At 64.7% G+C, this 17,190-nt stretch carries 18 protein-coding genes; 17 read left to right on the forward strand and 1 reads right to left on the reverse strand.

Translation table 11 applies throughout. The annotated features are described in order from the left end of the window. Positions 1 to 22: 22 nt before the first annotated feature. The 9 genes from cyoA to V5F78_RS18920 all read left to right on the forward strand — a co-directional run bounded on the left by cyoA (position 23) and on the right by V5F78_RS18920 (position 8,351). The gene (gene cyoA / locus V5F78_RS18880) at positions 23 to 1,201 is read left to right on the forward strand and encodes a ubiquinol oxidase subunit II (protein WP_394070103.1); all 1,179 of its coding nucleotides are present in this window, start codon (positions 23 to 25) and stop codon (positions 1,199 to 1,201) included. A 41-nt stretch (positions 1,202 to 1,242) separates the two neighbouring features. Further along, on the forward strand, positions 1,243 to 3,252 hold the full coding sequence (cyoB, locus tag V5F78_RS18885; RefSeq protein ID WP_394070445.1) for a cytochrome o ubiquinol oxidase subunit I: 2,010 nt from the start codon (positions 1,243 to 1,245) through the stop codon (positions 3,250 to 3,252). After that, entirely contained in the window at positions 3,249 to 3,878 is a 630-nt protein-coding gene (cyoC, locus tag V5F78_RS18890; RefSeq protein ID WP_394070105.1) for a cytochrome o ubiquinol oxidase subunit III, read from the forward strand. Before cyoB ends, cyoC begins: the two co-directional genes overlap by 4 nt. After that, positions 3,875 to 4,273, forward strand: a complete 399-nt coding sequence (gene cyoD, locus V5F78_RS18895; RefSeq protein WP_394070107.1) for a cytochrome o ubiquinol oxidase subunit IV — start codon at positions 3,875 to 3,877, stop codon at positions 4,271 to 4,273. Before cyoC ends, cyoD begins: the two co-directional genes overlap by 4 nt. A gap of 119 nt (positions 4,274 to 4,392) precedes the next feature. After that, entirely contained in the window at positions 4,393 to 5,040 is a 648-nt protein-coding gene (locus V5F78_RS18900) for an SURF1 family protein (RefSeq protein ID WP_394070109.1), read from the forward strand. A gap of 33 nt (positions 5,041 to 5,073) precedes the next feature. Continuing rightward, the gene (locus tag V5F78_RS18905; RefSeq protein WP_394070111.1) at positions 5,074 to 6,363 is read left to right on the forward strand and encodes an ATP-binding protein; all 1,290 of its coding nucleotides are present in this window, start codon (positions 5,074 to 5,076) and stop codon (positions 6,361 to 6,363) included. Next, positions 6,353 to 6,886: a response regulator transcription factor gene (locus V5F78_RS18910; RefSeq protein WP_394070113.1), complete on the forward strand. Its 534-nt coding sequence runs from the start codon at positions 6,353 to 6,355 to the stop codon at positions 6,884 to 6,886. Before V5F78_RS18905 ends, V5F78_RS18910 begins: the two co-directional genes overlap by 11 nt. Before the next feature lie 74 nt (positions 6,887 to 6,960). Continuing rightward, positions 6,961 to 7,215, forward strand: coding sequence for a hypothetical protein (locus tag V5F78_RS18915; RefSeq protein WP_394070115.1), 255 nt, complete (start codon positions 6,961 to 6,963; stop codon positions 7,213 to 7,215). Further along, positions 7,212 to 8,351: a polysaccharide deacetylase family protein gene (locus V5F78_RS18920; protein WP_394070117.1), complete on the forward strand. Its 1,140-nt coding sequence runs from the start codon at positions 7,212 to 7,214 to the stop codon at positions 8,349 to 8,351. Before V5F78_RS18915 ends, V5F78_RS18920 begins: the two co-directional genes overlap by 4 nt. 104 nt (positions 8,352 to 8,455) lie before the next feature. Here the strand turns inward: V5F78_RS18920 and V5F78_RS18925 are convergent, their stop codons facing one another. After that, the gene (locus tag V5F78_RS18925) at positions 8,456 to 9,016 is read right to left on the reverse strand and encodes a MarR family winged helix-turn-helix transcriptional regulator (RefSeq protein ID WP_394070119.1); all 561 of its coding nucleotides are present in this window, start codon (positions 9,014 to 9,016) and stop codon (positions 8,456 to 8,458) included. A 121-nt stretch (positions 9,017 to 9,137) separates the two neighbouring features. Between V5F78_RS18925 and V5F78_RS18930 the strand changes: the two genes are divergently transcribed. From V5F78_RS18930 to V5F78_RS18965, 8 genes are all read left to right on the forward strand, one after another. Beyond that, positions 9,138 to 9,917, forward strand: a complete 780-nt coding sequence (locus V5F78_RS18930) for an ABC transporter ATP-binding protein (RefSeq protein WP_394070120.1) — start codon at positions 9,138 to 9,140, stop codon at positions 9,915 to 9,917. A 1-nt stretch (position 9,918) separates the two neighbouring features. After that, positions 9,919 to 10,791 (forward strand): ABC transporter permease, encoded by an 873-nt coding sequence (locus V5F78_RS18935; RefSeq protein WP_394070447.1) that lies wholly within the window; start codon positions 9,919 to 9,921, stop codon positions 10,789 to 10,791. 18 nt (positions 10,792 to 10,809) lie between these two features. Continuing rightward, positions 10,810 to 11,811 carry an ABC transporter substrate-binding protein gene (locus tag V5F78_RS18940; protein ID WP_394070122.1) on the forward strand — a complete coding sequence of 334 codons (1,002 nt, stop codon included), beginning with the start codon at positions 10,810 to 10,812 and terminating at the stop codon, positions 11,809 to 11,811. 3 nt (positions 11,812 to 11,814) lie between these two features. Continuing rightward, positions 11,815 to 13,311: a chlorohydrolase family protein gene (locus V5F78_RS18945; protein WP_394070124.1), complete on the forward strand. Its 1,497-nt coding sequence runs from the start codon at positions 11,815 to 11,817 to the stop codon at positions 13,309 to 13,311. Positions 13,312 to 13,946: 635 nt separating this feature from the next. Next, positions 13,947 to 14,855, forward strand: coding sequence for an amino acid ABC transporter substrate-binding protein (locus tag V5F78_RS18950; RefSeq protein ID WP_394070126.1), 909 nt, complete (start codon positions 13,947 to 13,949; stop codon positions 14,853 to 14,855). 86 nt (positions 14,856 to 14,941) lie between these two features. Continuing rightward, positions 14,942 to 15,673: an amino acid ABC transporter permease gene (locus tag V5F78_RS18955; RefSeq protein ID WP_394070128.1), complete on the forward strand. Its 732-nt coding sequence runs from the start codon at positions 14,942 to 14,944 to the stop codon at positions 15,671 to 15,673. Positions 15,674 to 15,675: 2 nt separating this feature from the next. Then, positions 15,676 to 16,368: an amino acid ABC transporter permease gene (locus V5F78_RS18960; protein ID WP_394070130.1), complete on the forward strand. Its 693-nt coding sequence runs from the start codon at positions 15,676 to 15,678 to the stop codon at positions 16,366 to 16,368. Positions 16,369 to 16,394: 26 nt separating this feature from the next. After that, positions 16,395 to 17,126: an amino acid ABC transporter ATP-binding protein gene (locus V5F78_RS18965; protein ID WP_394070449.1), complete on the forward strand. Its 732-nt coding sequence runs from the start codon at positions 16,395 to 16,397 to the stop codon at positions 17,124 to 17,126. Positions 17,127 to 17,190: the final 64 nt, after the last annotated feature.

Genomic DNA, 17,190 nt, shown 5'->3' on the forward strand with positions numbered 1-17,190 from the left:
CACGTGCGTGACAGGTGCTGTATTGAGTCGCTTCCGCGTCCTCGCCTTGCTGCCGCTCATGGCCTTCCTGAGCGGGTGTAACTTTACCGTGCTGCATCCGGCGGGCGATGTGGCCTGGCAGCAGCGCGACCTGGTCATCATCTCGACCGTCCTGATGCTGGTCATCATCATTCCGGTGATGGCCCTCACCGTGCTGTTCGCCTGGCGCTACCGCCAGTCCAACACCGAGGCGCGGTATGAGCCGGAATGGCATCATTCCACGCATCTGGAGCTGGTGATCTGGGCCGCCCCGCTGCTCATCATCATCTGCCTCGGCGCGCTGACATGGATGGGCACCCACCTGCTCGATCCCTACCGTCCCATCGAGCGCATCGCCGAGGACCAGCCGGTTCCCGCCAACGCGCAGCCGCTCGAGGTGGAGGTGGTGGCGCTCGACTGGAAGTGGCTGTTTATTTATCCGCAATACGGCATCGCGTCGGTCAACGAGCTCGCGGCGCCGGTGGATCGCCCGATCTCCTTCCGCATCACCGCCTCCTCGGTGATGAATTCGTTCTATATCCCAGCGCTGGCCGGGCAGATCTACGCCATGCCGGGCATGCAGACGCGCCTGCACGCGGTGATCAACGAGGCCGGGTCCTATCGCGGCTTCTCCGCCAATTACAGCGGCGCCGGCTTCTCCGGCATGCATTTCCGCTTCCTTGGCCAATCCCCGGCCGATTTCGATACGTGGCTGGCCAGCGCCAAGGCCGGCGGCGGGGATCTGACGCGCGCGTCCTATCTGGAGCTTGAAAAGCCGAGCCAGAACGTGCCCGTGACCCGCTACGCCCATGTCGATCCGGCGCTGTTCAACGCCATTCTCAATCTGTGCGTCGAGCAAGGCAAGATGTGCATGAGCGAGATGATGGCCATCGACGCCAAGGGCGGGCTGGGCATGGCCGGCATCAATAATGTGCTGCCGCTGACCTATGACAAGTTCGCCCGCCGCGGCACCGTGTTCGGCGGCGCTCCCGCAATGGTGGTCGGCATCTGTTCGCCGGAAGACCTCGCGGCGGCCGCCACCAGCGTCGACGCCTTCGCGCCCCGCCAGGGGAACGGGCCCGCGCGCATCCTCGGCGCGGGGCTTCCCGCGCCTTCCTTCACGCCCATCAGCGCCCCGGCGGACCTTCTCGCGCCCGCCGCCCGCCGGCCCTCAAACTCCTGACGCGAGACGCCATGTCTGCATCCGCCGTGTCTCAATCCGCCATGTCCGCGTTCTCGACGCCCGTCAGTCCGATCTTCGGGCGGCTGACGCTGGAGAGCTTTCCGTTCCACGAGCCGATCCTGGTGGCCACCTTTGCCGCGGTGGCCCTGGGCGGCCTCGTGGTGTTCGGCGCGCTGACCTATTTCCGCCTCTGGGGCTATCTCTGGAAGGAATGGTTCACGAGCGTGGACCATAAGAAGATCGGCATCATGTACATGGTGCTGGGCATCATCATGCTGCTGCGCGGCTTCGCCGACGCCATCATGATGCGCCTCCAGCAGGCCCTGGCGTTCGGTGGATCGGACGGCTACCTGCCCGCGCACCATTACGACCAGGTGTTCACCGCCCACGGCGTCATCATGATCTTCTTCGTCGCCATGCCGCTGGTGACGGGGCTGATGAACTATGTGGTGCCGCTGCAGATCGGCGCGCGCGACGTCTCGTTCCCGTTCCTGAACAATTTCAGCTTCTGGATGACGGTGGGCGGCGCGATCCTGGTGATGATGTCGCTGTTCGTCGGCGAATTCGCGAAAACCGGCTGGCTCGCCTATCCCCCGCTCTCCGGCATTTCCTACAGTCCGGACGTGGGCGTGGATTATTATATCTGGGCGCTACAGGTGGCCGGTGTCGGCACAACCTTGTCCGGCATCAACCTGATCTGCACGATCGTGAAGATGCGCGCGCCGGGCATGAGCTTGATGAAGATGCCCATCTTCACCTGGACCTCGCTGTGCACCAATGCCCTGATCGTCGCTTCCTTCCCGATCCTCACCGCCGTGCTGGCGCTGCTGGCGCTCGACCGGTATTTCGGCATGAACTTCTTCACCAACGACTTCGGCGGCAGCCCGATGTTGTACGTGAACCTGATCTGGATCTGGGGTCACCCGGAGGTGTACATCCTGATCTTGCCGGCCTTCGGCGTGTTCTCGGAAGTGGCTTCCACCTTCTCCGGCAAGCGGCTGTTCGGCTACACGTCCATGGTCTATGCGACGGTGGTCATCACCATCCTGTCCTACCTCGTGTGGCTGCACCACTTCTTCACCATGGGCTCGGGCGCGAGCGTGAATTCCTTCTTCGGAATCACGACCATGATCATCTCGATCCCGACCGGCGCGAAGATTTTCAACTGGCTCTTCACCATGTACCGCGGGCGCATCAAGTTTGAGCTGCCCATGATGTACACGGTGGCCTTCATGCTCACCTTCGTCATCGGCGGCATGACCGGCGTGCTTCTCGCGGTGCCGCCGGCCGACTTCGTGCTGCACAACTCGCTGTTCCTGATCGCCCATTTCCATAACGTCATCATCGGCGGCGTGGTGTTCGGCATGTTCGCCGGCATCGCCTATTGGTGGCCCAAGGCGTTCGGCTTCAAGCTGGATCCGTTCTGGGGCAAGATGTCGTTCTGGTTCTGGGTGGTGGGCTTCTATTTCGCCTTCATGCCGCTCTACGTGCTGGGCCTGATGGGCGTGACGCGCCGCCTGCGGGTGTTCGACGACCCCTCCTTGCAGATCTGGTTCATCATCGCCGCCTTCGGAGCGTTCCTGATCCTGCTCGGCATCCTCTCCTTCCTGGTGCAGATCGGCGTCAGCATCCTGAAGCGCGAGCAGCTGCGCGACACCACGGGCGACCCGTGGAACGGCCGCACCCTGGAATGGGCCACCTCCTCCCCGCCGCCGGATTATAATTTCGCCTTCACCCCGGTGATCCACGACGGCGATGCCTGGTGGGACATGAAGCAGCGCGGCTACACCCGCCCGCTGGAAGGGTTCAAGCCCATCCACATGCCGCGCAACACGCCGACCGGCATTCTGCTCGCCGGATGTGCCGTCGCGCTGGGCTTCGCCCTGATCTGGTACATCTGGTGGCTGGCGGCGGTCAGCTTCGTGGCCCTGCTCGGCATCGCCATCGCCCACACCTTCAACTACAATCGCGACTTCTCCATTCCCGCTGAAGACGTGATCCGGACCGAGGATGCGCGCACCCGCCTCCTCGCCGCGCAGGTGACGCCATGACGCTCGCAGTACCTTCGGACAGCGCCACCGCGCCGATCTTCTACGAAGTCGACGAGCACGCCCATCCGGACGGGGGCAGCACGTCCCTCGGCTTCTGGATCTATCTGATGAGCGATTGCCTCATCTTCGCGATGCTGTTCGCCACCTATGGCGTGCTGGGCGGCAATTACGCGGCGGGACCTGCGCCGAAGGATCTCTTCGACCTCAACCTTGTCGCGCTGAACACCACGATGCTGCTGCTCTCCTCCATCACCTATGGCTTTGCCATGCTGGCGATGGCGCGGGGGCGGATCGGGCAGGTGCAGCTCTGGCTGGCGGTCACCGCCCTATTCGGCCTGGCGTTCCTGTCCATCGAGCTGTTCGAGTTCTCGCACATGATCCATGAAGGCGCGACGCCGCAGCGCAGCGCCTTCCTCTCTTCCTTCTTCACCCTCGTCGGCACCCACGGGCTGCACGTGACGTTCGGCCTGGTCTGGCTGGTGACGCTCATGGTGCAGGTGGGCCAGCGCGGCCTGATCCCCGCCAACCGCCGCCGCCTCATGTGCCTCAGCATGTTCTGGCACTTTCTGGACGTGGTCTGGATCGGCGTCTTCACCTTTGTCTATCTGATGGGAATGCTGCGATGACCGCGCAAGCGCACCACGAACCGGGCGCCGCCGCAGACCACGGCCACGGCGCGGATCACCATGACGATCACGCCCACGGCTCGCTGGCGAGCTATGGGATCGGCTTCGGCCTGTCCGTCATCCTCACCGCCATTCCCTTCTGGCTGGTGATGAGCGGCGCGCTCGGCAACAACCAGCTGACCGCGATCGCCATCACCGCGTTCGCGGCGGTGCAGATCGTCGTGCACATGATCTTCTTCCTGCACATGAACACGCGGGTGGAAGGCGGCTGGAGCATGATGGCGCTGATGTTCACGATCATCATCGTGGTCATCGCCCTCAGCGGTTCGCTGTGGGTCATGTACCATCTCAATGCCAACATGATGCCGGTCCACGACATGCGTCAGATGCCGTGACCCGGAGGGCCGGCGCGAAGGAGCGATCGGCCGTGCGGGGACAGGAGGTTGGCGAGCGGGATCCGGGTTACGGAACGACAGCCGTTCCCCATCCTCCCCGCTCCCAGAGCGCGCGACTCGTGTTGCGGCTTCTCGCGGTGGCGCTCAGCGCGCTGCTGGTCGGGCTCGGAATCTGGCAGTTGGAACGGCGGGCCTGGAAGCTCGACCTGATCGCGCGCATCGAGGCGCGCGTCCACGCGCCACCGGTCGCCGCGCCCGGCCCGCAGGCCTGGACCGGCATCTCGGCAGCCAGCGACGAATATCGACGGGTCCGGGCGACCGGCACCTTCCTCAATGATCGCGAAACCCTGGTGAAGGCCGTGACCGAGCGTGGCGGCGGGTTCTGGGTCGTCACGCCCCTGAAAACCGACGCCGGGTTCACCGTGCTGGTCAACCGCGGCTTCGTGCCGCCGGACGAGGCGCGGGCCGCCCGGCGCACCTCGGATCCCTCCGTGGTGGTCGGCCTCATGCGCATGAGCGAGCCCAAGGGCGGCTTCCTGCGCGCCAACGACCCGGCCGGGGATCGCTGGTACTCGCGCGACGTGCCCGCCATCGCCCAGAAGCGCGGGGTGCCGGATGCCGCGCCCTATTTCATCGACGCCGAGGCCAGCGGCGGCGGGCCGCAGGGCGGGTTGACGATCATCGACTTTCCGAACAATCACCTGATTTACGCGCTGACCTGGTTCGGATTGGCGGTAATGGTGACGGCCGGGCTCGTCTTCATCTGAAGACCCCGGAACGAAGGGCATTCGGTCAGCAGCATGACGGGCTCCATCCGCGATACGGCCAACAAGCAAAACCTCCTGCTGCTGATTCAATTGCGCTGGCTTGCCGTGATCGGGCAGGTGGTGACGATCCTCATCGTCAAATTCTGGTTCAACATCCACCTGCCGCTGGCGGAACTGACGGCGGTGATGCTGTTCCTGATCGGGCTCAACCTGGTCAGCGTGCTGCGCCATTTCAAATCTGAGGCGGTGACGAATACCGAGCTATTTCTCGAACTGGTGCTCGATGTTGCAGCCCTCACGGCCCAGCTTTATCTGAGCGGGGGCGCCGCCAACCCCTTCGTGTCGCTCTATCTGTTGCAGATTACCCTCGGCGCGGTGCTGCTGGAGGCCTGGACCGCCTGGATCCTCGTGGCGCTGGCCTGCGGCGGGTATCTCTGGCTGACCACCACCTATCGCAAGCTGGAACTGGCGATCCACGAGCCGCATATGCGCCTGTTCGAGCTCCATATTCAGGGCATGTTCGTCTGCTTCTTGCTGGCGGGATGCCTGCTGGTGCTGTTCATCACCCGCATCAATTTCAATCTGCGCGCGCAGGACGCCCACCTTGCGGACCTGCGCCAGAGGTCGGCGGAGGAGGATCACATCGTGCGGCTGAGCCTTCTGGCCTCCGGTGCCGCCCATGAGCTCGGCACGCCGCTTGCGACGCTGTCCGTGATCTTGAACGACTGGCGTCGGATCGAGGCGTTCAAGGCCGATCCGGAGCTGGTGGACGAACTCGACGAGATGCAAAGCCAGCTCGACCGCTGCAAGACCATCGTCTCCGATATCCTGATGTCGTCGGGCGAGGCGCGCGGGGAAGGCACGGTGCGCACCACCGCGAGCGCTTTCTTCGACGAACTGGTGGAGGAATGGCGCTCCAGCCGCTCGCCCCCGCACCTCGACTACCGCAACGCCATCGTGTCGGACGCGGCGATCATTTCCGACCCGGCGCTGAAGCAGGTGATTTTCAATATCTTCGACAATGCGCTGGAGGCTTCGCCGAACTGGGTGGGCGTCACGGTGCTTCAGCGGGCCAGCGAATTTCTCATAACGGTACGCGACGCCGGACCGGGATTCGGCTCCGACATGCTGGCCGCGTTCGGCAAGCCCTACCGGTCCAGCAAGAACCGGCCGGGCGGCGGCCTCGGCCTGTTCCTGGTGGTCAATGTGGTACGCAAGCTCGGCGGAAGCGTCACCGCGCAGAACGATCCGGATGGGGGCGCGGCGGTCACCGTCACCTTGCCGCTGGCCGCGCTCTCGCTTGGAGTGAGTGATGGACGATAAGCGCGTCTTGCTGATCGTGGAGGACGACGCCGCCTTCGCGAAGGCGTTGCGCCGCTCGTTCGAGCGCCGGGACTACGAGGTCCATGTCAGCGATCGCCTGGAGGGCGTGCAGGCGCTTCTGGCGGCGCAATCGCCCGGATATGCGGTGGTCGATCTCAAGCTGGCGGGCGGGTCCGGCCTTGAATGCGTGAAGGCGCTGCATCACCACGATTGCGGGATGAAGATCGTCGTGCTCACCGGCTTCGCCAGCATCGCGACCGCGGTGGAGGCGATCAAGCTTGGCGCCTGCCATTACCTGGCGAAGCCCGCGAACACGGATGACATCGAGGCCGCGTTCGACAAGGTGGATGGCGATCCCTCAATCGCCGTCAGCGCGCGCCCCACATCCTTGAAGAATCTCGAATGGGAGCGCATCCACGAAACCCTGGTCGAGACCGATTTCAACATCTCGGAGGCCGCGCGGCGGCTGGGCATGCACCGCCGCACCCTGGCGCGAAAACTCGAGAAAAAACGCGTGCCTTAGGCGCGCACTCCTGCGGCATACCTGCGATCCACGCGCGCAAGAGACCCACGCCGCTCGCATGCCAGGGTGGCGCCATGACGCGGCGTCCGGTGTGTTCCGCGAACGCCGCCGAGCGCGCGCCAGCCACCGAAGCATTGAAAAAAGCGAGCATTTTCAAGGAGGCGTGCGCATCCCGCCAAAGCGATGTGCCGGCTGAATTTTCCGGGCCCGAGCTGCGGCTTGGCCAAATGCCGACACACCGCGGCCTCTTGCGCTTCACGATTTATCCACACAAGAAGAGTGACACTGCTAGAATAAAGCTCTTCAAACTTAGAAAGTCGGCGCCGTGAAACGGCTTTTGGCATTGTCCGCACTCGTGGTTTCTGGCGCGCTCTGTCTCGGGTTCGCCGCCAATCAGATGCTCAAGCCCGCCCCCGTGGCGCAGGCGGCGTCTTCCGTTGCGGCTGCTCCGGCGCCGATCACCACGGGCTCGATCACGTCGCGTGCGAGCGCGACGACCGCGTCCCAGGCGCTTCCCGCGCTACCGCAAGCCAATGCGCCGGCTCCGGCGACCGTGGTGGCGCAGGCGCAAGGCACCTTGCCGGCCCTGCCCGCCCTGCCGCCGATCCAGCCCGTGAGTGCCGCCGTCCCGGCCGTTGCCGGCGTCCCGCAGGCCGCGCAGGCGCAGCCGGGCGTACTTCCGGTTGCCGCCGCTCCCGTCTTCGCCCCCGCGGCGCCGGTGCCGCCCCCCACCTCCTACCGCTTCATGGAGGTGGATGGCCCCTATATCGCCATCACGTTCGACGACGGCCCCAATCCCGAGACGACGCCGAAGCTGCTGAAAATCCTTGAGGCGCGGAACATCAAGGCGACGTTCTTCATGCTCGGCACCAATGCCTCGGCCTATCCGGACGTGGTGCGCGCCGTTGCGGCAGGCGGCAACGAGATTGGCAACCATTCGTGGAACCATCCCCAGCTGCCGAAGCTGACCATCGCCGCCGCCGACAAGCAGATCGAGGATACATCGGCGGCGATCGAGGCGGCGATCGGCAAGAAGCCGCTGTATCTGCGCCCGCCTTACGGCGCCATGACGCCTGCCCTCCAGCAGCATTTGGTTCAGAAGTACGGTATCACCATGATCTTTTGGTCGGTGGACCCGCTGGACTGGAAGATCCGCGATGCCCAGAGCATCTATGATCAGGTCATGAAGCAGGTGCGCCCCGGCGCCATCATTCTGGCCCACGACATTCACGCCACCACGGTGGCCGCGATGCCGCGGGTGCTCGATGCGCTGATCGCGAAGGGCTACAAGTTCGTCACCGTCTCCGAACTGATCGCGATGAACAAGCCGGGGGCGCCGAAGCAGGTCGCCGCCCTCGCGCCGACACCGGCGAAGAAGAAGACCCGGCCGGCCCCCAAGCCCTCGGCGGCCCAGGCGTCGCCCGCGAACGCGGCGCGCAACAATGTCAGCGTCGGCCTGTATTGAGGCGCGAAGTGTGGCCCCGACCCGGGGCCGCACACCACGCGAGAGAAGGGTCGCCCTCCCCGCTCGCACACCGGAAAGACTAAAAACCAACCAGCATTCGCCTATTATTCGGGCAGAGCCGGCCCCCAGCGTAGCGGCGCGCGGCCGTGGGCATTGTCCGCTTCGACCAGCTTTTTCAGATAGGCCATGAAATTCGTGCGCTCCTCGTCCGAGAGCGCGGCCAGGGTGCGCCGATGCGCGGCGGCGGTTAAGGGCGCGATGCGATCCAGCAGCGCCCGCCCGTCCTCGGTGAGCTGAACCAGCTTCAACCTCTTGTCTTCACTGCTGTTTCCCCGCTCGACCAAGCCGCGCGCGGCGAGCCTGCGGATCACCTGCCCCACGGTGGCGCGATCCACGCCGATCATGGCGGCCAGCCCCGCCTGGTCCAGACCCTGCCGGCGGGCAAGGACACTGAGAATACTGGATTGCACCGGCGTGATGTTCAGGCCCGAGCAGGCTTCATAGAACATCGCGAGATGAATCTGGTGCAGGCGGCGGATGAGAAATCCCGGCCGTTCCGTCAGTTCAGCGCCGGCGCCGGCGCCCACGCCAAGTTCCGCGCCCTTTTCGGCGCCCTTTTCGGCGCCCATCTCCGTGCGCGTCCGCGCACCCTGCTCCGCACGCATCGAACCGCCTCGTACGCTTGTCGTCATCGAATCCCCGCGCCCCATCCCATTCGTTTTGGCATAAATATTGCTTTAAGTCAGCATATGATAAGTGCACTTACAAATAGGGGCTGACCCTCTCATGCGAGCGCAGCTCCAGATCGACGATGTCACCATCCGGTACCGGACCCGCCGGAGCGAGGTGACCGCAGCCTATCGCGTCAGCTTCGACGTGCATCGCGGCGAACGCGCGGTCCTGCTCGGCCCGTCCGGCTGCGGAAAGTCGAGCCTGCTGAAGGCGGTGGGCGGCTTCATCCGCCCGCTGTCGGGCGCCATCCGCCTGAACGGCCGCGCCATCACCGGGCCGGGACCCGACCGCATGATGGTGTTTCAGGAATTCGACCAATTGCTTCCCTGGAAGTCGGTGCTGGGCAATGTGGCCTTTGCCTTGCGCAAGGGCGCCGGCCTCACCGCCGATGCGGCGAAGGCGCGCGCTCTGGAGGCGATCGACGCCGTCCGGCTCACCGGCTTTCGCGATGCCTATCCCCATGAACTCTCCGGCGGCATGAAGCAGCGCGTCGCCATCGCCCGCGCCATGGCGATGCAGCCCGAATTGCTGCTTATGGACGAGCCCTTCGCCGCCCTCGACGCCCTCACCCGCCAGCAGATGCAGGAGGAGTTGATCCGCCTGTGGCGCGAGATCGGCTTCAGCCTGCTGTTCGTCACCCATTCCATCGACGAGGCGATCCTGGTGGGCAGCCGCATCATTGTCCTCTCCCCCCATCCCGGCCGCGTGCGCGCCGAAATCGACTGCCGCGACATCACGGAAGCGGACCGCGGCGGAGAGCGGTTCGAGGCCATGCGCCGGCGCATCGACACCCTCCTGTTCGGGGAACGCACCCATGAACGCACCCATGCTTGACATGCGGCACCCCATCGAACCCCCGGCCCGGCCGGACATCTTGAACGACGTGCAGGCTCCGCTGCCGGACGACATGCCCGTGGCCCGCGCTCTGCCGTGGTGGCGGCGCGCCCTCGATCATGCCCCGGTCCGCCGCTTGCTCGTGGTGATCGCCTTCGCGGTGATCTGGGAGGTGTATGCGCGCTATCTCAACGATTCGCTGCTCGTGCCGACCTTCTCGCGGACCCTGGAGGCGCTGATCGATTCCTGCCTTAGCGGCGAATTGCCGGCGCGGGTGTGGTCCAGCCTGCGGGTCCTCGCCAGCGGCTACGCGCTCGGCGTCGCTTGCGCGGCGGTGCTGACGACGCTGGCCGTGACAGTGCCCGGCGGCGGCGACGTGCTCGGCACCATGACCGTGATGTTCAACCCCCTGCCCGCCATCGCCTTGCTGCCGCTGGCCCTGATCTGGTTCGGTATCGGCAATTTCAGCCTGGTGTTCGTGATCACCCATTCGGTGCTGTGGGCGGTGGCGCTCAACACCCACACCGGCTTTCTCGCCGTGCCGCAGACCCAGCGCATGGCGGGCCGCAATCTCGGCCTGCACGGGGTGGGCCTCGTGGCGCACATCCTCGTGCCGTCGGCGGTGCCGTCCATCCTCACCGGGCTGCGCATCGGCTGGGCGTTCGCCTGGCGCACGCTGATCGCCGCCGAACTGGTGTTCGGGGTCTCCTCCCATTCCGGCGGGCTCGGCTGGTTCATCTACCAGAGCCGCGCCGAGATGGACACGGCCAACGTCTTCGCCGGCCTGATGACCATCATCCTGATCGGCCTGTTCTTCGAGGGCGTGGTGTTTCGCACCGCGGAAAACCTCACCATCCGCCGCTGGGGCATGTGACCGCAAAGGGGAAAGCTGATGAAGCGAGTATTGGCGAGTGCGTTGCTGGTGGCCGCCATGGTGCTGCCGGCCCGTGCCGAGGTGCAGACGCTGCGCGTCGGCGTGCAATTCGGCCTCGGCTATCTGCCGGTCTACGTCATGCGTGACGCCGGCCTGCTGGATGCGGAGCTGAAGAAGGCCGGACTTCCTCCTGTCCCCGTGGATATCCATAATTTCACCGGCGCGCCCGATATCGGTGACGGCCTGCTCTCCGGCTCGCTGGACATCGGCGGCGGCGGCATCACCGCCATGATGGTGGCGTGGGACAAGACCAAAAGCGCCGGCGAGCGGTCCATGCGCGGCATCGTCGCCCTCTCCGCCATGCCGTACGAGCTTTTGACCAACAATCCGGACATGAAGACGCTCGCCGACATCACCGACAAGGACCGGATCGGCCTGCCGGCGGTGAAGGTCTCGTTCCCGGCGGTGATGCTCCAGATCGCCGCCGAGCGGCAATTCGGCGCCGGCAAGCATGATCGGCTCAACGCCATGACGGTTGGCCTCGCCGGACCCGAGGGCGCGACCGCGCTGTTGACCAATAATGGGGTCGTGGACGGCTATACGTTCGCCGCGCCCTTCATCCAGCAATTGCGCGGCAAGCCCGGCATCCACAAGGTCTGGTCCAGCACCGACGTGTTCGGCACGCCGACGACCGCGCTCGCCACCTGGACCACGGAGCGCTTCCGGACCCAGAACCCGAAAACCTATGCCGCCTTCTTCGCCGCCATGCATGAAGCCAATCGCTTCATCGCCGAGCATCCCGACCAGGCGGCGGCGATCTATCTGAAGGCGGAGCAGTCCAAATTGCCGCTCGACCTCATCGTCGAATGCATCAAGGACCCGTCGATGGCCTACAACACGGCCCCCCAGAACAGCGGCGCGCTCTCGGACTTCCTCGCCCGCATCGGCACGCTGAAGCAGCGCCCCGCGAGCTGGAAGGACCTGTTTTTTCCGGAAGTCACCAGCGAACAAGGAAGCTGATCAATGGGTGAGAAACGGTCCCGCATGACCTGCGGTTGGCTCGTGGGTCATGACGGCACGGGCCACACGCTGTGGCGGAACGGCGAACTGGTCTGGGAAGGCAATACGATCCTGTTCGTCGGCGCGCGCTTCGAGGGCACCGTCGATGTGGAAATGGACGCCCGCGACCGCCTCGTGGTGCCCGGTTTCATTGATACGCACGTGCATTCGGGCCATCGCGCCTCGCACCGGCTTATCAGCGACATCGGCCGGCCGGATTATTTCGGCCAGCCGTTCCTGGAAATCAGCGTGGCGCGGGAAGGCACCCGCGTCGGCGGCGACGTGCGCTATGTGCGGCCCGACGACAAGGCCGCATCCGAGGCCCTGACGCTGAATGCCCGCTTCACCGCCGCCGAACTGCTGCGCAACGGCATCACCACCTTCGTGGAGTTCGGCAGCCAGCTGAAGGTGCAGGAAGCCCTGCTCGAGGAGATCGGCACGATCGGCAACCGGGCCTATCTCGGCCCCGGCTTCGACAGCGGCCGCTGGATCGGTGGGGAGAACGGAAAGCTCGTCCGCGTCATCGACGAGGCGGCCGGCGAGCGGGAATTCGAGCTCGCCCTCGACTTCATCGCCCGCAATGACGGCGCCCATGACGGGCGGGTGCGCGGCATCCTCGTGCCGCGCGAGATCGAGACCTGCACCGTGGACCTCATGCGCAAGGCGGCCATGGCGGCGCGCGAACGCAAGCTGCCGGTGGCGATCCACGCGGCCTACAATATCCATGAAGTCTTCGACATCATCCGCGAGCACCAGATGACGTCGATCGAGCTTCTGGAGCATGTGGGGCTGATGTCGTCCACGCTGAACATCGGCCATGGTAATTTCACCGCCGATAATCCGCTGGCCAATTATTCGGGATCCCACGACCTGGAAATCATGGGCCGCCACCAATGCTCCATTTCCCATTGCCCGGTGAACGTGGCGCGGCGCGGACGCTTCCTGAACAGCTGGCAATCCTATCGCAAGGCCGGCGTGAACATCGCGCTCGGCACGGACACCTATCCGCGCGACATGATCCTCCAGATGCGCAACGCCTCCTACATGGGCAAGATCGCTAGCCATAATCTGAAGGCCGCCACCGCCGCCGAAGTGTTCTCGGCCGCGACGCTGGGCGGGGCCCATTCGGTGGGACGCGCGGACCTCGGGCGCCTCGCCCCCGGCGCGAAGGCGGACATCGTGACCATCGACCTCACGGGCCGCGACAGCCTGCGCTACGGGCCGGTGCGCGATCCCATCAAGAGCCTCGTGGATTGCGGCATCGGCGACGATGTGGACACGGTGATCGTCGACGGCATCGTGCGCATGGAAGGCGGGAAGATTCCCGGAATCTCCTTCGCCGAATTGCGGGCTGGCGCCCAGGCCGCGGGCGAGCGGGTCTGGGCCGGCTGGCAGGAGTGGGACCCGCACGGCCGCACCGCCGAGGAAATGAGCCCCCTGAGCTTCCCGGCAAGAAACTGACGGGGCCGCGGCGGCCCAGATCAGGCGCCGCCGCGCCCATTTCCACCGAACCGGGACGATGTATGGGGCAACAGGGGAGTGCGCGTCGCCCGTGCCGTTGGCGTTCCGCGCATGATCTGCGCGCCGGCTCGATCATCCGCAAGGACCTGGAATGAACACCTCCGCTCCGGCGATGGTGCAGGCGATAAAGTGCTGGGCGCCACATCGGCGCGGCTGATGACCTCGCGGGTCACCGGCGGATGGTGCGGCGAAACCGACCGCCATCGCCCCGATTTCCAAAGGTGCCCGCTTAAAGGCGCCCACGTGCGCCAGCGCGCACGCCCCGCAATTCCCCCCGCACTTCTGCGAAAATCCCTGGGCGCCCCTTTCGCCGCGAGCCTCGGCGCCGTGTGCTGTGATCCGCCACGGGCAACGCATGACGGCATCCGGCACGGCGCGTGCATGGGACGGCACTCGATTTCCGCGAGGACTGCGGTAGCATCGCGCCGACCCGGTACGGTCGCACATAAACAGGGGGGAATAGCCCGCGTGCCGCACGCCGCGATTGCGCTGATCCGATCAGCGTGCCCTTTTATCGGGCAAACGCGTCCTTGTTTTAGCCGGGCGCCCGGTTCCCACCACCACAGGAGAACGACATGAACGTCAGCAAAATCTTGATAGCCGGCTGTTTCACCGCGTGTCTGTCGTTGCCCGCCGGGGCGCAGGAACTCACGGGGACTCTCAAGAAGATCAAGGATACCGGTAAGATCACCCTTGCCTATCGGGAATCCTCCATTCCCTTCTCCTATCTCGACGACAATCAGAAGCCGGTGGGCTTTGCCATGGACATCTGCGCCAAGGTTGTCGAGGCCGTGAAGAAAGAGCTGAAGCTCGACAAGCTCGAGGTCGGCTATACGCCCGTGACTTCGGCGACCCGCATCCCGCTGATCGCCAACGGGACGGTGGATCTGGAATGCGGCTCCACCACCAATAATCTCGACCGCCAGAAGCAGGTGGCATTCACCAACACCCATTACCTGACCGCGAGCCGGTTCGTCTCCAAAAAATCCAGCAAGATCAATTCGATCGCCGATCTCGCGGGAAAAACCGTGGTCTCCACCTCCGGCACCACCAACATCAAGCAGCTCACCGAGGCGAACACCGAGCGCAAGCTCAACATCAACATCGTGCCGGCGAAGGACCATGCGGAGGCCTTCCTCATGGTGGAGACCGACCGGGCGGTGGCGTTCGTGATGGATGATATCCTGCTCTCCAGCCTCGTCGCCGGCTCCAAGGACCCGTCCGCCTATGTGATTTCCGAGGACGCCTTCTCCAAGCCGGAGCCCTACGGCATCATGCTGCGGCGCGACGATCCGGAGTTCAAGACGGTGGTCGATAAGGCCACCGCCACGCTCTATAAGAGCCCCGAGATGATGACCATCTATGCGAAGTGGTTCCAGTCGCCGATCCCGCCGAAGAACCTCAACCTGAACGTGCCCATCAGCGCACCGCTGAAGAAGGCTTTCGCCAATCCCACCGACAGCGGCGATCCCGCCGCTTACTGAGGACGCGTATTGCCCCTGACGGCCGGGATGGCGCCATCCCGGCCGTCAGGGCGGCGCCGGTAAAGACCTGCTCAAGCGAGGTGCGCGTGGATTACCACTGGAACTGGGCCATCCTCTGGGCACCGTCACCGGACGGCAACGGCACCTATTTCGACATGCTGATGGACGGCCTGAAATGGACCATCGCCACCTCGGTGTGCGCATGGCTGATGGCGCTGGTGTTCGGCTCCTTGGTGGGCGTGGCGCGCACCTTGCCGTTCCGGTGGCTGGTGCGCCTGAGCGATGCCTATGTCGAGCTGTTCCGTAACATTCCGCTGCTGGTCCAGCTCTTCCTCTGGTTCTTCGTCATCCCCGAGTTGCTCCCCCACGATTGGGGCACCTGGGTGAAGCAATTGCGCTACGGCCCCTTCCTCACCGCCGTTGTGGGAATCGGCTTCTATATGTCTTCGCGCGTCGCGATGCAGGTCAGCGCCGGCATCAACACATTGCCGCGCGGCCAGCGCATGGCGGGCACGGCCATCGGCCTGACACCCGCGCAGACCTATCGCTATATTCTTCTGCCCATGGCGTACCGGATCATGCTGCCGCCGCTCACGTCCGAATTCCTGAACACCATCAAGAACAGCTCGGTCGCATTGACCATAGGCCTGATGGAACTTACCGGCAGCGCGCGCGCCATGCAGGAATTCTCGTTCCAGGTGTTCGAAGCCTTCACGGCGGCGACCGTGATCTATCTGCTGCTGAACGCGGTGGTGACCATCGGCATGCGGATGCTGGAGCGGCGCGTGTCGGTGCCCGGCTTCAACGCGGGGAAATGAGCGTGTTCAGCGATTTCGACTTCAACATCATCATCCGCTCCCTGCCCTATCTGTTCCGGGAGGGCATGACCTTCACGCTGATGCTGACGGCGATCGCAACCATCGGCGGGGTCCTGCTCGGCACGCTGATCGCCATGGCGCGCCTGTCCTCCCTGCCGGTCCTTCCGGCGGTCGCGGCGAGCTACGTGAATGTCATGCGGGCGCTGCCGCTGGTGCTGGTGATCTTCCTGTTCTATTTCCTGATGCCTTATATCGGCCAATGGATCCTGCACGCGGACCGGCCGATTACGGTGGGAGCGCTCTCCTCCACCATCATCACCTTCACGCTCTTCGAAGCCGCCTATTTCTCCGAGATCATGCGCGCCGGCATCCAGTCGATCCCGCGCGGACAAGTGGCGGCGGGCTATGCTATCGGCCTCACCTACCCGCAGATGATGCGATACGTGGTTCTGCCGCAGGCGTTTAGAAACATGCTTCCGGTCATCTTCACGCAGATGATCGTATTGTTTCAGGATACGTCGCTGGTCTACGTGCTTTCCATCACCGATTTTCTCGGCGCAGCCTCCAAGGTGGGCCAGCGTGACGGCCGGTTGACGGAAATGTACCTGTTCGCCGCCGTGGTCTATTTCATCATATCGCTCACCGCCTCCACGCTCGTGAAGCGGCTCCAGACCCGCATCGCCATCGCGCGCTGAGCTTATTGCAGGTTCGTCCCATGCCCATGATCTCCATCAGCAACGTCAACAAATGGTACGGCGCGCACTTCCAGGCCCTGAAGGACTGCACCACCAGCGTGGAGGCCGGCGAGGTGGTGGTGGTCTGCGGCCCCTCGGGCTCCGGCAAGTCAACGCTGATCAAGACCATCAATGCGCTGGAGCCGATCCAGGGCGGGGAGATCATCGTGGACGGGGTCGAGGTCACCTCGCCCAAGACCAACCTGCCCAAGCTGCGGGCGCGGGTGGGCATGGTATTCCAGCATTTCGAGCTGTTTCCCCATCTGCGCATCACCGACAATCTGTGCCTCGGGCAACAGAAGGTGCTTGGGCGTTCGCGCGAGGAGGCGATGGAGAAAGCCATGGCGCTGCTCGACCGGGTGGGTCTCAAGGACCATGCGGAGAAATATCCCGGTCAACTCTCCGGCGGCCAGCAGCAACGCGTCGCCATCGCCCGCGCGCTGGTGATGGACCCGGTGTGCATGCTGTTCGATGAGCCGACTTCCGCGCTCGACCCGGAAATGATCAATGAAGTCCTGGACGTGATGGTGGAACTGGCGCGCGAAGGCATGACCATGATGGTGGTGACCCACGAAATGGGCTTCGCGCGGAAAGTCGCGCACCGGGTCATCTTCATGGACGCAGGAGAGATCGTGGAGGACGCCCGCAAGGAAGAGTTCTTCGCAGATCCCCGCAGCGAGCGCGCCCGCCACTTCCTCTCGAAGATCCTCCACCATTGAGGCACGAGGCGTCCGGTGCCAGGGGCTGACCCCTGGCCACGCGGAACCGGCATAAACGCGCAGG

The organism is Roseixanthobacter glucoisosaccharinicivorans (genome assembly GCF_043195095.2).
GTDB lineage: Bacteria > Pseudomonadota > Alphaproteobacteria > Rhizobiales > Xanthobacteraceae > NCEH01.